A 15,020-nucleotide genomic window follows, 5' to 3' on the forward strand; every position below is an offset into this window, starting at 1 on the left:
GTCCTATAATCAAAGCAGTTAAGTGACTAAATATCAACCTATGCTCTTTTTATTAATGTTTAAATCGCTAAAATTTCATTATAAATTTCAATTACACTGTCCGTTTTTTGCTGCACACTTTGTGTGGGTAATTTGCCAGGCAACTGTTGTAATGTCAGTTCATGATTCTCGTCACGCAGCCAGCAATAGGTTTGGGTTAAATGCTGGGCTTGCATGATAGGCAATAACTCCAGCTCCGCCAACACTTCAAAAATGCGTACATTATCAGACCAAATAGTTAATTCATGATATTGATGAGCATTCGCTAGCACTAAGTATTGAGCAATAAACTCTATATCGGCAATACCACCAGCACTCTGTTTTAGATCAAATTGCCCTGGCTCCACTTGCAACAAATGCTCGCGCATTTTTATGCGCATGTCTTTGACGGCTTTAGCCAATACCTGTTTATCACGCTCTATTTGTAATACTTGCGCGCGTAAATCACTAAAACGACCTGCAAGCGAATAATCACCAAACACAAAACGTGACCGCACTAATGCTTGATGCTCCCAGGTCCACGCTTCTTGTTGTAAATAGGCACCAAAATGCTCAATCTCACTCACCAATAAACCAGAAGCACCAGACGGACGTAAACGCATGTCTACTTCATATAACTCACCGGATGTTGTGCGGGTAGCAAATAAATGCACAATACGCTGAGCCAACTTCAGGTAGAAATGGCCATTATCAATAGGACGCTTACCATCGGTGGTACCCGAACCGGTGTGGCCGTGTAAAAAAACCAAATCTAAATCAGAACCGTAACCCAGTTCAATCCCACCTAACTTACCGTATCCAATGACGGCAAATCCCATGTTACTTGGACTCGTTTCTGCCGGTATGCCATGGCGAGATGCCACCTGATGCCAAGCTTGTAACACCACTTGTTCAATAATGGCTTCAGCTAAAAAGGTTAAATGATCGCTAACCTGCATAACCGGTAATACCCCAGTAACATCAGCGGCCGCAATCTTCAGCTGCTGAGACAGTTTAAACTGCCGCAACGCTTCCATTTGCTGTTCCATGTCATCTTCGGGTACACGCAACAAATACTGACGTAATTCGCTCGGGTAATCATCAATCGAGGTAATGTCATACAATTGCGACGGATCAATCAACTCATCGAGCAACATTGGAAAATTAGCCAGCTCGCGGGCAATCCAAGGGCTTGCACAACACAAACTCACTAATTGTTGTCTAGCACCTGGGTTTTCACATAAAAGCTCTAGATAGGTGGTACGGGTTAAAATTTTATCCAGCACTTTGGCTACCGGTTTAAACGCTTGGCTCGGTTTAGTTTGAGTCACTAACTCTTCAAGCAACTTAGGCATTAACTTGTCTAAAGTCTCACGCCCTCGCGGTCCGATAGAACGTTTAGACACAGTTTGACGCCACTCACTCAGCAGCTGCCATAATTCTGCATCATCGACTTGTTGCTCTTGCAGCAATGCTTTAGCATGTTCATCTTGCTGCACATTCCAAAATAAAGCAGTCCAATGGTCATTATGTTCATGACTATCAGTACCACCGACCGTGGCATTGAAATGGCCATGAATAGTGACCATTGCTTGATTAATTTTTTGACGAAGTTCGACTTCATCAGCCATGTCTAGCGGATAACATAAACGCTGCCAATCGAGCTCATTATTAGGCAGAGTTTGCGTTTGTTTATCATCAATGGCTTGCAACAAGTTTTCCACTCGGCGCAATATAATATAACTGTGTTTAAGCTCATCAACGGCTAAGTATTCCAACTGCCCTAAGCTGTATAAGGTATCAATAGCACCAAATAGACTTTGCTGACGCAATGCAGGTTCGCGTCCACCACGTATCAACTGAAAACTCTGCACCACGAATTCGACTTCACGGATCCCGCCGGCACCGAGTTTAATATTGTCGGTTAATTGTCGACGCCTGACTTCTTGGGCAATAAGTTGCTTCATTTTACGCAATGATTCAATCGCAGAAAAATCAATATAGCGACGATAAACAAAAGGTCGCAGTAAATCATGCAACTCATCGCAATAGCCAGACCAAGGTCCAAGCACTCGCGCTTTGACCATGGCATAACGTTCCCAATCACGGCCTTGTTCTTGGTAATAGTCTTCTAAACCACTAAAACTGACCACTAAAGGACCACTTTCACCATAAGGTCGTAAACGCATGTCGACACGGAACACAAATCCATCAACGGTGACTTGGTCGAGTAAATTCACCAAGCGTTGACCCATACGGATGAAAAATTGCTGATTTGCCTGAGTGCGTCGACCACCAACGGTCTCACCATGTTCTGGAAAGGTAAAAATTAAGTCGATGTCTGATGAAAAGTTAAGTTCACGGCCACCCAGTTTACCCATGCCTAAAATCAGCAACGGCTGTGGATTGCCTTCAGCACTTGTTGGCGTACCGTATTGCTGACACATCTCTTGATACAGCCAATCTCGCCCAGCAATCACCAATGCTTCAGCCAGTGCAGATAAGTCGAGAAGTGATTCTTCTACTGGGGTGTAATTTAAGAAGTCACGCCATGCTAAGCGCACCATTTGCAGATTACGATAACGACGTAAGGCAGACTTAACCAGCTCTTCTTGTGTCAAGTCCGCTATCAGCGAATGTAACTGCGCATCAAACTCACTGCGCACCACATCATCTAATAGGCCATCAAATAACTGCACAATCCATTCTGGATGACGACAAAGCTGCTCACCCATATAGTCACTTAACCCAAACACGGCCGTTAACTCTTGCTGTTGCATGGCTGTCAGTGCTGTTTTAGCTTCCGGCCAAACGTCACAGAGTCTTAACCAGTAACGATCTGCGCTGTCTAACATCGCTGCAGATAATACTTTGTTACCTTGGTTTTGCATGGCAATAATGACCCCTAAAGAAAATGAACATTGGACATATTATGTCGTGAATGGTATATCTATCAGTCAGTCAAATGATCAGATTAATATCATTGACACTAAGATTACTATAACCTGTGTCATATTGAATTAGCACATGAAAAATCTACATTTTGGAGAAAACATGGTAGGTCACCTCCCCCGTGTACTCACATTGATAACGGTATTGTTTGTCACGCTAGCCCTTGGCGGTTGCGGTGACGACAGACCGGAACAAATTGCTAAGTACCAGCAACTGACCCAACAACGACTTGATCTGTTGGCTAGTTCGCTCGACAACAATCAGTTACGCAATGCGACGTTACTCAAACAATACACTCGAGTTCTCGCTCAGCGTCAATCCGACTTAACCCCATTACTAGAAGAATTGGCTAAAGATGCCAGCACTGAAGGACCAATGTTTAAGTCATTAACGCGTCGTTACAAAGACTTAAACGACAGCGCTAATTTTATTGATTTAGACCAACAGTTAGCTGAAGCACAGAATATTTATCAAGCCGCTGACACCAGCTTGTATAACGATATGCTGTCCGACCCAGTCAATGTTGTTGCCGATATGTCTAAAGGGCAACTCGCCAGAGTGAATGCGATCAGTCGTGAAGCTGAAGCGCTTGCTAATGGAACCGACGGTAGCGGTGCAGGCAGTCAGCTGGTGGGTAACCCAGCTTATGGTAGCTGGCAAAACAATTCTAGTGGCACGTCGATTTGGGCTTGGTATGGCATGTATGCGATGTTTTCTAACTTCACTCGCCCAATAGGTTACGACCGTTGGTCGGGAAATCGTGGTTACAGCTATTATAATGATGTAGGACGTTACCGTTATACCTCACCTAAACAAGCGACATCACAAGCCAAAACCTTTGAACAAACCAAGAAACGTTTTAACAGCCAAGGGAAGCGATTCGACAGCCCTTATGCAAAAACTCGAACAGGTTCTACAAGCTTGTCGCGTCAAAGTGCTAGCGCACCTAAAGCCAGTAGTACCACTCAGAGCGCGAGTCGTAAATTCCGTTCGAGCTATTCAAAAGACAGCAGTTTCCGTAACTCAAGCAGCCGCACTAGTCGCGGTGTTAGCCGTGGAAAATAGGTAAGGACTCACCATGACATTTTTTCAAGAATATGGCTTAACTCAACATTTGGCGATTATTTTAGCCATTGATTTAACCATCGCCATCGTTTTACTGGCGCTAATGCGTTATTTGCAAGGCTGGAGTATTAAAGTCAACAGCAGTGCAGAGCTAGCAGAACGTGACAATTTTGCATTTGGTATCAGTACCGCTGGTGCAATTGCTGCATTAGGGATTGTGCTTACAGGCGCCATTACCGGCGAGGCTGCACCGTCTTATTTAACCGAAGCTATTGGCATGTCCGCTTACGGCTTGTTTGGCTTAGTATTGATTAAATTAGGTCGCTTTTTGCATGATAAAATCGCCTTAAATGAATTTGCTAAAAATGCTGAAATTCTTAAAGGTAACGTGTCTGTTGCTGTGGTTGATGCCGCTGCAGCTATTGCTACAGCAATTATCATTCGCGCGGTCTTAATGTGGGCCGAAGACATTACTTTAGATACCTTCATTGCTATTTTTAGTGCCTTTTTGATCTCACAACTGATGTTAGTGATACTCACTCGATTACGTGAAAAACGTTACGCTAAACGTAATCAAGATGCCTCAATGCAGCAAGCCTTAACTCAAGGTCAAACGGCATTAGCATTGCGCCATAGCGGCTACATGATAGCCATGGCGTTAAGCTTCAATGCGGCAAGCCATTTTATTGTTTATGACCCTACAGCCTATGTAACCAACATTATCGGTTGGTGTGTATTCTCATTGATAATGCTAGTGGTGTTATCGCTGCTGATCGCCTTAGTGAAAAAATTGGTGTTAGCCGGAATTAATCTTGCTGAGGAAGTCGAAAAGCAACACAACATAGGTATTGCAGCCGTTGAAATGGCGATTAGTATTGCCGTTGCTCTTATTCTTACGGCGTTAATGGCTTAATTTATGACAACACCTTTGCTCGATGAACTTCCCACCAATACAACACTGGGGGACTCGCAGCAAAGTCCTCTATCATCCCGTCAAGTATCGAAGTTTGATGATGCCTTATTACTCGGCATCATGGCTTCGCTGGCGGGATGTGGCCTTATCTATGAATATTTACTGTCACACTATGCCGGTCGAATTCTCGGCGCACTAGAAGCTGCCATTTACACCATGATTGGGTTAATGATTGTGTCTATGGGTGTGGGCGCATTTGCTGCCCGTAAAATAAAATGCGCGTTTACAGGCTTTGCCATGCTCGAATTAACCGTGGCACTGTGTGGCTCATTTGCCATTATCGTTACCGCTGCCGTGATTGGATTTGGTCAACAACTTCCATTAACTATCGCCAATACATTGGGCTTGCCGCCCGATCATTTACCCAATGGTGGCTTTATTGCCAGCCTGCAAACCCTTAGTGAATTCTTACCTTATGTGTGGGGAGTATTGCTTGGGTTAATGATTGGCATGGAGATCCCACTTATTGCTCGAGTTCGGCAATCCTTATCTGAAGCACACTTACTGCATAATGCCGGCACCATATATGGTGCCGATTACATTGGTGCTGGTATCGGCGCCGCTATCTGGGTTGGTTTTATGTTGTCGATTGATGTTCAATTAGCAGCGGCATTAACCGCCAGTGTTAATTTACTCGCTGGGCTTGTATTTATTTGGCGATTTTGGGCACAGATCCGTCACGCTAAGTGGTTACTAATAGGCCATATTATTGCCAGCGTTGTGATTGGCTTACTCGCGGTAAAAGGCCCTAGCTGGGAACAGCATTTTAATAATCTATTATATAAAGATCATGTGGTTTACGCTAAAGCAACACGGTTCCAGCAGCTCAACTTTACTGAACGTTTGCGCGGTGGCGAATTACCTCCGGTTTATAATTTATACATTAATGGTCGTCTGCAATTTTCGAGCAGCGACGAGCATATTTATCACAGCTTCCTAGTGCATCCCACACTGGCTGCCAGCGCACGTCACGATAACGTGTTAATTATTGGCGGTGGTGATGGCTTGGGGCTAAAACAAGTGCTCAAATGGCAACCAAAAGCCGTTACCTTAATGGATTTAGATAAAGACTTGCTGGCACTGTTTAAATCGCCTCCGGCAGATATGCCTAAGCACTTAAGAGATGCATTACTGGCGTTAAATGGTGATGCGTTAAACGATCCTCGCTTAACGCTTATGGTCGACGATGCGTTTAACGGTGTCGATAAGCTAATTCAAAATGGCAAAATGTTTGATGCCATCATTGTTGACTTACCCGACCCAAGTCATCCAGACTTAAATAAACTTTATTCAGATTTATTTTATCGCAAGCTCAACGAGTTACTCAGCGCTGATGGCGTGATCACGGTGCAATCAACCTCACCTTACCATGCCCAAAAAGCATTTATGTCGGTCGGAAAAACACTGACTGCGGCTGGATTTAATGTAAAGCAGTATCACCATAATGTCCCTAGCTTTGGTGAATGGGGCTGGAGCATTGGCAGTAAAATGGGTAAAAACCCGCAGCAACGATTGGCTGCAATAGATGAAATTCCGGTACCAGAAGAGTGGCTTACCCCAGGGCTTATCCACGCTTCATTTGAGTTTCCAAAGCACTTCTATGGCGATATAGACAACATTAAAGTAAATGAAATTGGCTCACTACAGCTGTATCACTACCATTTAGCGGCTTGGTCAGAAAACGAAGTAATTAATCTTTTTTAATTGGATCAGATAGCGCTTGACATATTATGTCTAGATGCTATCTTTACTCACAGACATAATATGTCAATTAAGGACGAATATGAACATCCATACTATTGCAGGTCACCTAAACGGACTGTGCGATCAAAGCAAAACCGGTTTTCAGTTTGATTGTTATCCAATTGACGGTGATGTTGAAGTGTTACAAGTCAATATTGTCGGCCGAGAAGAAATTCCGGTGTTTGTATCAGTAACTGACAACCAAATATTGTGTATCAGTTATTTGTGGGGCGAAAACGAAGTAAACCAGGCTCGCCGCGCTGAAATGTTTGAGACCATGTTAGAGCTCAACATTCCAATGCCATTATCATCGTTTGCCAAAATCGATGATAAATATGTGGTTTACGGTGCATTGTCTGTGCAATCAAGCATGGAAGAAATTGAACAAGAATTAGCAGTACTGTCAGACAACTGTCTGGAAGTCATCGACGAACTCGTCGAATTTTTAATTTAAGGAGCCAATTATGGGCATTCTAAACAAGATTCTTACAGCGTTTCGTGGTGGTGCAACTGAAGTTGGCCAAAATATCGTTGACGCAAACTCAACCCGAATTTTTGAACAAGAAATTCGTGATGCAGAAAAACATTTAACCCGCGCTAAACGTGAATTAACTGACGTGATGGCCAAAGAAATGCAGGCCAGCCGCGAAATTGATCGCCTAAAGCGTAGCGTTGTTGAGCACGAAGGTTATGTAACCCAAGCGTTAGATAAAGGTAATGAAGCTTTAGCGATTGAAATTGCTGAAAAGATTGCTCAGCTAGATGAAGAATTAGCTGAACAACAAACTGCCAATGACAGCTTTAGCTCACATGCAGTGCGTTTAAAAGATTTAGTGAAGAAGACTGAGCGTCAATTAAATGATTATCAACGTCAACTTACTATGGTTAAAACCACTGAAAGCGTGCAAAAAGCCACTGCGACTATCACAGACTCATTTGCATCAAGCAATTCAAAACTGCTTAACGCTAAAGATTCACTAGAGCGCATTAAAGCACGTCAACAGCAGTTTGATGACCGCCTAAAAGCGTCAGAAACATTAGCTGAAGAGAATAGCGATAAGTCATTACATGCCAAGTTAGCTGAAGCAGGTATTGGCGAGCAAAAATCGAATGCTAATGCAGTGCTAGATCGCATTAAAGCACGTAAAGGTTAAGCTATTATGGGATTTCTTAGCGGCCTATTCGGCAAAAAAGAAGCCCCGAAGCGTCAGCTTGACCATCCTAATAAACTGCTCAAGGGTGATATGATCACCTTTGATGACAGTTTTGCTTTGCCTACGCAATTGCGTGGGCAACAGCTTAAGGTTGAAGCTATTCATACCTATGAATACCAACGCTCGCAGCTTTGTGAATTCTTATTACGTGGCCATAGCGGCACCGCAATCTATTTATCCTACGTGCAAGAAGACGAATCTTACTTAAGTATTTCAATGAAAATCAATCGCGCTGTGGTTGAACAATTGTTTGCTCTTGATGCATTTGCTGAAATATTTGAAGAACCAGGCAAAGCAACGCTGACATTGCAGGCGCTTCCAGCCGAGTTAGCTGCTGAGTTCGATAAATGGCTCAGTGATGAATATCATCAAGTTGAATTTGCAGCTTTTGGTTACTTCCACCGTCAAGATTATCGCGATCTAAAGCCGCCTCAAAACGACGATGATGCTCGCGGCGAAGGTTTTGAAGGTTACAGTTTAGCCAATTCGGATGACACTCACGCGCTTGATGTTGAAGTTTACGAAAGTGGAGACACTGAAGTGATGTTGACTTTATATCGCCCACTGACCGATATTAGAGAGTACTGGCCAGCAAGCTGATACAGGTAGGAGACGATTTTCTAATGAGTTCAGGCAAACCGTTACCAGATAAGTGGCTTAAAAACCAACAAGCAGCAAAAGCAACCCAAGTGGCTTTTGATCTGGATGAGAAGTTTCAATACTCAATCCGAAAAGAAGCCTTAGACAAAGGCGTCAGTCCTTCAGACCAAATCAGGACCATACTTGGACTATCTGTATCCAAACGTCCTAAGCGCCCTCGTTTAACTGTGTCATTAAATGCTGAAGATTATGTTATTTTAGCCCAGAAATACGGCTTAGAATCAGAGTCGCAGCTGGAAATAAAAAAGCGCGTATTAGATGATTTGGTTCACTTCGTAGATACTAAACCGTCAAAATAAACACCTTTGTCAGCACAGTACATCAACTAAAAACAACGCACTAGACACTTGTCTTGTGCGTTTTTTGTTATGATAAACTCAATATCTTACCAAAGCCTCTCGGCGAACGAATGTAAGCGGACTTAAAATATGCTCGAATCTAAACGTTGGTCGATCAAAAATGTCGATGGTCCAAGCCCATTTGAACTCGCAATGATGGTGTTATCATTGGTCTCCGTGGTGATTGTACTCACCATTACGTTTGGTAAATTAGATGCTGAAACCAACAAAGTGTTGCTGTATATCGACACGACTATCTGCATGATTTTTATGACCAAGTTTTTCCATGGTTTATTCAAAGCACGTAATAAAGGCTTTTACTTTAGGCACCATTGGATAGACTTTGTTGCCAGCATTCCGGCCATTGAAGCACTGCGTATCGCCCGTATATTCCAAATATTAAGGGTTATTCGATTAATCCGCATGAGCCGGTCATTATTAATCCCGTTATTACGTCAGCGAAAACAATCTACATTAGCCAGTTTACTGGTGGCGATGGTATTAATTTTAGCCACTGCATCTGTACTTATTTTATTGGTAGAAAGCACAGAGCCTAGCGCCAATATCCAAACAGCAGAGCAAGCCATTTGGTGGGCATTAGTGACCATATCAACCGTCGGTTACGGTGACTTCTATCCCGTCAGTACTGTAGGACATATCATTGGTGGATTAGTGATCATTAGTGGTGTCAGCTTTTTCGGGGTGATATCTGGTTATATGGCATCTGTTTTCGTCGCACCAGATGAGCAAGAACGTAACGAAGCACAAGAGGCTCAAGCAGCGCATAAAGCGGAAATCAATACCAAGCTAGAACAAGCACTTGAGCGCATGGAACAAAATCAGCAGCAAATGATCGAAGAAATTGCCACTTTACGCAATCAACTCGATCAGCGTAAATAGCCTCTGCAATATCTCACAGCCATTTTAGTGACGACCAAGGAATAGTTTCTTATCACTCGCAGCGTCAACGGCCAGCCTTATGTTGCATAGTTTGTGGGACAATGAATTGTTTAAAAACGTTTATTATACTGATGAGATGAAACAATAAGCCCAAAGTAATCACTTACTTTGGGCTTATTGTTGGCAACTACATAATGGTTAAGCTAACGCGTTACTCTCCCACCAGCTTCTGCCACCAAGATAATGACTCACCACAATTGGCTACCGGATGATAGCTTGCGTCTAATGCCGGTAGACCGATAATATTGTCACAATTACCTTTCTTCGCCACACCCGTTGTACGATCAAAATAGCCATTAATTACGCCATTAACCGGCATCATACGTAAACTGAGCGGTGGACGTTGATGTAAAAAGGCTTGATACACTGCCATTGCGCCGCTGCTGCCATACAGGCCCGTTTTACTGTTATCGTCTTGACCGACCCAAATAGCCGCTACGTTACGTTCATCAAATCCAGCAAACCACGAGTCACGACTATCGTTACTGGTGCCGGTTTTACCCGCTAGACGAACCCCAGGAAATGCTACGCCTAAACGCTTAGCAGTACCATTACGTACTACCTGGTTCATTGCATATTGAACTAAGTAATCGGTTGCAGGATCGATCGCCATCGACGATGGCACCCGACTCACCTCCAACGCTTGGTTTTGACTGTCTAATACCGCGGTAATTGATGATAACTTACGATAGCGTCCTTCATCAGCAATGGTTTGATAAACTTGAGCCACCATTAATGGTGAGCCATTCACCGCACCCAACAACATCGATGGATAAGGGGATATATCATCCTCCCAACCCGATTTTTTCAATGTGGCAGCAACCTTTTCAACGCCGACAGCCAAACCAACGTTAACCGTTGGAACGTTCATTGAATCTTTAAATGCGTTTAACAAAGGCACTTGACCACTGAACTTTTTATCAACGTTTTTAGGTGACCATGTTTTCCCTTGCTCATTTTTAAGGGTGATCGGTTTGTCCTCTACGGGAGTGGCTAGAGTAAATCTATCTGCTTGGCGTAATGCACTGGCATACACGAATGGTTTGATTAACGACCCAATTGGACGTCTAATTTCAACGGCACGGTTAAACCCTTCATAACTCGGTTGTTTATCACCCACCATCGCAGCAATGCCGCCGGTATATTTGTCAGTAACAACCATGCCGACTTGAACGTTTTTAGCCCGTTTATCAAGTGATGCCATCGTGGACAACACAGCTTTTTCTGCGGCTTCTTGGGCCATTGGATCGAGTGTGGTATACACTTTTACGCCCGACTGCTTCAGTAACGAATCGCCATATCGGTCGCGCAACTCTTGTTTTACCACAGCAAAAAACGCTGGTAACTTCTGATGTACTGATTTTTTAGCACTGCGTAAACCGATAGGTGACTCTGCTGCAGCCTTATATTGGGCAACGGTTAATTTATCGTTTTCCATAAGCAAACGTAACACTAAATCACGGCGCTCTTGAGCTCGCTCCGGATAACGCCACGGGTTGTAATAAGAAGGTCCTTTAATGACCGCAACTAAAAAGGCTTGTTGCGACACGGTCAACTCACCAATGGGACGACCAAAATAGAATTGTGACGCTAACCCCATACCATGTACACCACGCGCCTTGTCTTGACCCATATACACTTCATTGAGATAAGCTTCTAGAATTTCATCTTTGCTATAACGAAAATCGATAATCAATGCCATTATCGCTTCACGCACTTTACGCACAATTGAACGTTCACTGCTTAAAAAGAAGTTTTTGGCTAACTGCTGGGTTAAGGTTGAACCACCTTGTACCGTCCGACCAGCAGTAATGTTGACTACGGCAGCGCGTGCAATCGCCAATGGGTTAACCCCAAAGTGATCATAAAAGCTGCGGTCTTCAACCAAAATAAGTGCATCGATGATCATCGAAGGCATCTCTGGCGTTCGCACAAATAAACGGTCTTCGCCATCGCCGGCAATAATACGGTCAAGTAATACCGGTTCTAAATGAAATACCGCCAATTCCCGTTTATCTGACATCCGCTTAACTGAGCTAACGCCTTCAGAGTCAAAACTAATCATCACTCGTTGCTCGGCTTGATTGCCTTCAGGATGCAAAAATGGTCGACGCCATAATTCGATACGAGTACTTGAAGCAGAAAATTCGCCAACTTGTCGTGGATTAGACACTTTACGATAACCGAGTAACTTAAGCTCAGCCATTAACTGCGGATGGTTTACCGCAGCCCCTGGGTATAATGCCATTGAACGACTAAACACCTGGGCAGGTAAATGCCACTTTTGGCCTTCAAATTTCTGCGCAATAATTTGGTCTAAATAAATCGCATAAAAGCTCACAACCGCGATACCAACGATTGATAATTTCCATGTGAGCGACCACAGTTTTTGCCACCAAGATGAGCCACTTTTTTTTGTGTTGGCTGAAGACTTTTTGGTTTTTTTAGTCATAAATAATGGTTTCGTTTTCCATATAACGCTGAAATAATTGCATGTTATGAATAAGCTCGATGGCTTATTTACACGCCTGGAGTTTTCTTTTTAGTAAATTTTGTTGCCACAGTGTTCACTGGGTCATCAGGCCATAAATGCCTAGGATAACGACCGCGCATTTCTTTTTTTACATCAATATATGGCCCTTGCCAAAAGCTGGCTAAATCTGCCGTGGCGGCTAATGGTCGTTGTGCTGGCGACAACAACTCCATAGTAACCGTCATTTTGCCGTGTAATATTGTCGGGCTTTGCGCCATTCCTAATGCTTCTTGTAATCGTACACTAAGCAACGCACGGCCTTGCTGTTCGTTGTTATGATAAAAATGTCCGTCTGTATCAAGTGGCATCTGGTAACGGATGGGGGCACGAGTGCCTGTAGCCATCGGCCAATGTGTTGGCACTAATTGATCTAATAGCTGTTGCTGTTGCCAATTGAGTAAATTTTTCACCAATCCATACGCGCCTACTTTAGACAATGCGGCCAATGAACGAATGTTGTCTAAATGCGGCCCAAGCCAATCTTCTAATGTAGCCAGCAAGTACTCATCGCTTAAACAAGGCCAATCATGCTCTGGCGCAAAGTATCGAGCTAATTCAACCCGATATTGTAACTGGATTAACAGATCATCACGATTAAGGATTGTTAACCCTTTTATACGGATTTGCGCTACTAATGCGGCGGTAATGTGTGCTCGTTCAGGTGTAATACCGGTGTCGACTTTAATGATAACCTCACCGATTTTGGTGTGTTTTTCAGCAAAGAAACGCCCTTTTGCTTCATCCCAACCACCGTGAACATGAGTAGTTACTAACGAGGCAAGTTCTGCAGTAAACAAGCGTTCATCTAACCTTGCCGCAAGGTAAATTTGACCAGCATTACGACCTTGCATCTCTTGAAAGTCAGCAACCACTAACCAAGGTTCATGAGCCAAACTGTCTTCGGCATTGATCATCACCCCCGTACCATTACTTAACAAAAAGCCTTCATGACCACGGGCTTTGGCAATACGATCAGGGTAAGCAAGTGCTAACAAATAACTAATATCACGAGTAGAAGCATTACGTATTGCTTCATTGACCTGTCCCGATATCGCCAAAGATTGTTGCCATTGCCTTACTTGCTGTTTAATCTGCCCCTGCAAAGCCTCGGTCAAATAATGATGAATATCAGCGCCTTTTTTCGGTAGTCCACGGGCTTCAATAATGCCTGCTAATACGCAAGCCAGCAGGCAAAGTTGCGGCTGATTGTCGTGCAAGGCAAGTTGCTTAGCTTTAAGCAGCATATGCGCTAAGCGTGGATGGCAACCTAATGCATAAGCCTCTCGGCCAAGTGGCGTTAACTTATGTTGCTGGTTGATTAATTCCAGTTGAATAAGTAATCGCCAAGCGACTTGTTCATGGATCTGCGGTGGTGGTGTGAGCAATGATAATTCAGCAAATGATTTAGCGCCCCAATTAGCACAATCAAGAGCCATCGAAGTCAGTTCTGCTTGCGTAATTTCAGGCTCATCGACTTTACGCATTCGCCCTTGCTCTTCTTGGCTCCACAAACGCACACAATAACCCGCTGCTAAGCGCCCAGCTCGGCCACTACGCTGAATAGCCGATGCCTGGCTAATGCGCTTAAGCCCTAAGCGTGTCACGCCGGTTTTAGGGTTAAAACTCGCTTCACGTCGATAACCGCTGTCTATAACAAGGGTGATGCCTTCAATCGTTAAACTCGATTCAGCCACGTTAGTCGCGAGGACGATTTTACGTTTACCCGGTTCTGCTGCACGAATGGCTTGATCTTGCTCCGCTGACGACAAGTCGCCATACATAGGACAAATAAGCCATGATGCATCTAAACGCTCACGCAATAATCCAGCTAATTTACGAATTTCACCTTTACCGGGTAAAAACGCCAAAAGGCTGCCCTGTTGATATTGCGCTAGATTGGGATCTGAAATGGTATCGATAATCACGCGGGACATGTGTGTTAGCCACAACTGTTGCCCAGGGCAAGGCTGATAAGCAATCTCAACCTCAAAACTGCGGCCATCACTGTGTATTTGCGCAGCATCGGGCATTAACGTGTCTAGCGGTAAGCCAGACAAGGTGGCAGACATAGCAATAATGTGTAAATCGTCACGTAATGATTGCTGCACTTCCAGTGCTAAAGCCAAGCCTAAATCAGTCGTAAGATGACGCTCATGTATTTCATCAAAAATAATCACATCAATCCCACTAAGCTCTGGGTCTTGTTGGATCATTCGGGTCAGAATACCTTCGGTGACAATTTCTAATCGAGTATCTGCACTGACTTTTGACTCACCGCGAACACGATAACCCACTTGCTGGCCAACATTTTGGCCCAATTGTTGGGCAATAAACTTGGCGACATTGCGGGCGGCGACTCGACGGGGTTCTAACATCAGAATTTTGCCACGAATTTCGGGCCAGGCTAACATCGCTAATGGTAATGCTGTGGATTTACCTGCACCGGTTGGCGCTTCGATAATAATGTGTGAATGGGCCGAAAGCTGCACACGCAACGAGTCGAGTACCGCGTGAATCGGCAATGTCGTGGTCATCAATGATGGGTGCTGCTGCAAAACTTGTTT

The 15,020-nt window shown here is 44.0% G+C and carries 11 protein-coding genes; 8 read left to right on the plus strand and 3 right to left on the minus strand.

Annotation, left to right across the window (positions count from 1 at the left end):
- Positions 1-59 precede the first annotated feature (59 nt).
- Positions 60-2,909, minus strand: coding sequence for a bifunctional [glutamate--ammonia ligase]-adenylyl-L-tyrosine phosphorylase/[glutamate--ammonia-ligase] adenylyltransferase (gene glnE / locus EGC86_RS02715; protein WP_165872324.1), 2,850 nt, complete (start codon positions 2,907-2,909; stop codon positions 60-62).
- A gap of 163 nt (positions 2,910-3,072) precedes the next feature.
- On the opposite strand from glnE, the gene EGC86_RS02720 reads away from it, so the two are divergent.
- The 8 genes from EGC86_RS02720 (at position 3,073) to EGC86_RS02755 (ending at position 9,863) form a co-directional block, all read left to right on the plus strand.
- Positions 3,073-4,035 (plus strand): hypothetical protein, encoded by a 963-nt coding sequence (locus EGC86_RS02720; protein WP_011638701.1) that lies wholly within the window; start codon positions 3,073-3,075, stop codon positions 4,033-4,035.
- A 13-nt stretch (positions 4,036-4,048) separates the two neighbouring features.
- Entirely contained in the window at positions 4,049-4,948 is a 900-nt protein-coding gene (locus EGC86_RS02725; RefSeq protein ID WP_059746645.1) for a DUF350 domain-containing protein, read from the plus strand.
- A 3-nt stretch (positions 4,949-4,951) separates the two neighbouring features.
- Positions 4,952-6,712, plus strand: a complete 1,761-nt coding sequence (locus EGC86_RS02730) for a polyamine aminopropyltransferase (RefSeq protein ID WP_245423089.1) — start codon at positions 4,952-4,954, stop codon at positions 6,710-6,712.
- Positions 6,713-6,791: 79 nt separating this feature from the next.
- A complete protein-coding gene (locus EGC86_RS02735; protein ID WP_011638704.1) occupies positions 6,792-7,205 on the plus strand; it encodes a YjfI family protein in 414 nt (137 codons plus the stop codon).
- Positions 7,206-7,215: 10 nt separating this feature from the next.
- Positions 7,216-7,905, plus strand: coding sequence for a PspA/IM30 family protein (locus EGC86_RS02740; protein WP_011638705.1), 690 nt, complete (start codon positions 7,216-7,218; stop codon positions 7,903-7,905).
- 6 nt (positions 7,906-7,911) lie between these two features.
- Complete coding sequence (locus EGC86_RS02745; RefSeq protein ID WP_123776554.1) at positions 7,912-8,565, plus strand: hypothetical protein; 654 nt, start codon at positions 7,912-7,914, stop codon at positions 8,563-8,565.
- 23 nt (positions 8,566-8,588) lie between these two features.
- On the plus strand, positions 8,589-8,924 hold the full coding sequence (locus EGC86_RS02750; protein WP_123776555.1) for a hypothetical protein: 336 nt from the start codon (positions 8,589-8,591) through the stop codon (positions 8,922-8,924).
- A gap of 129 nt (positions 8,925-9,053) precedes the next feature.
- Positions 9,054-9,863, plus strand: a complete 810-nt coding sequence (locus EGC86_RS02755; protein ID WP_123776556.1) for a potassium channel family protein — start codon at positions 9,054-9,056, stop codon at positions 9,861-9,863.
- Positions 9,864-10,074: 211 nt separating this feature from the next.
- Here EGC86_RS02755 and mrcB read toward each other — a convergent pair whose 3' ends face one another.
- Together mrcB and hrpB are read right to left on the minus strand one after the other, a co-directional pair.
- The gene (gene mrcB, locus EGC86_RS02760) at positions 10,075-12,375 is read right to left on the minus strand and encodes a penicillin-binding protein 1B (protein ID WP_123776557.1); all 2,301 of its coding nucleotides are present in this window, start codon (positions 12,373-12,375) and stop codon (positions 10,075-10,077) included.
- Between the two features lie 68 nt (positions 12,376-12,443).
- The gene (gene hrpB, locus EGC86_RS02765) at positions 12,444-14,990 is read right to left on the minus strand and encodes an ATP-dependent helicase HrpB (RefSeq protein WP_123776835.1); all 2,547 of its coding nucleotides are present in this window, start codon (positions 14,988-14,990) and stop codon (positions 12,444-12,446) included.
- Between the last annotated feature and the right edge of the window lie 30 nt (positions 14,991-15,020).

Origin of the sequence: Shewanella frigidimarina, assembly GCF_003797125.1 — a bacterium.
Classification (GTDB): Bacteria; Pseudomonadota; Gammaproteobacteria; order Enterobacterales; family Shewanellaceae; genus Shewanella; species Shewanella frigidimarina.

What these genes read in the sequence shown, in the direction of transcription:
- glnE (WP_165872324.1), bottom strand. Translation starts at nt 2,909, where the DNA reads ATGCAAAACCAAGGTAACAAAGTATTATCTGCAGCGATGTTAGACAGC.
- EGC86_RS02745 (WP_123776554.1), top strand. Translation starts at nt 7,912, where the DNA reads ATGGGATTTCTTAGCGGCCTATTCGGCAAAAAAGAAGCCCCGAAGCGT.
- EGC86_RS02740 (WP_011638705.1), top strand. Translation starts at nt 7,216, where the DNA reads ATGGGCATTCTAAACAAGATTCTTACAGCGTTTCGTGGTGGTGCAACT.
- EGC86_RS02720 (WP_011638701.1), top strand. Translation starts at nt 3,073, where the DNA reads ATGGTAGGTCACCTCCCCCGTGTACTCACATTGATAACGGTATTGTTT.
- EGC86_RS02725 (WP_059746645.1), top strand. Translation starts at nt 4,049, where the DNA reads ATGACATTTTTTCAAGAATATGGCTTAACTCAACATTTGGCGATTATT.
- EGC86_RS02755 (WP_123776556.1), top strand. Translation starts at nt 9,054, where the DNA reads ATGCTCGAATCTAAACGTTGGTCGATCAAAAATGTCGATGGTCCAAGC.
- EGC86_RS02735 (WP_011638704.1), top strand. Translation starts at nt 6,792, where the DNA reads ATGAACATCCATACTATTGCAGGTCACCTAAACGGACTGTGCGATCAA.
- EGC86_RS02730 (WP_245423089.1), top strand. Translation starts at nt 4,952, where the DNA reads ATGACAACACCTTTGCTCGATGAACTTCCCACCAATACAACACTGGGG.
- EGC86_RS02750 (WP_123776555.1), top strand. Translation starts at nt 8,589, where the DNA reads ATGAGTTCAGGCAAACCGTTACCAGATAAGTGGCTTAAAAACCAACAA.
- mrcB (WP_123776557.1), bottom strand. Translation starts at nt 12,375, where the DNA reads ATGACTAAAAAAACCAAAAAGTCTTCAGCCAACACAAAAAAAAGTGGC.
- hrpB (WP_123776835.1), bottom strand. Translation starts at nt 14,990, where the DNA reads ATGACCACGACATTGCCGATTCACGCGGTACTCGACTCGTTGCGTGTG.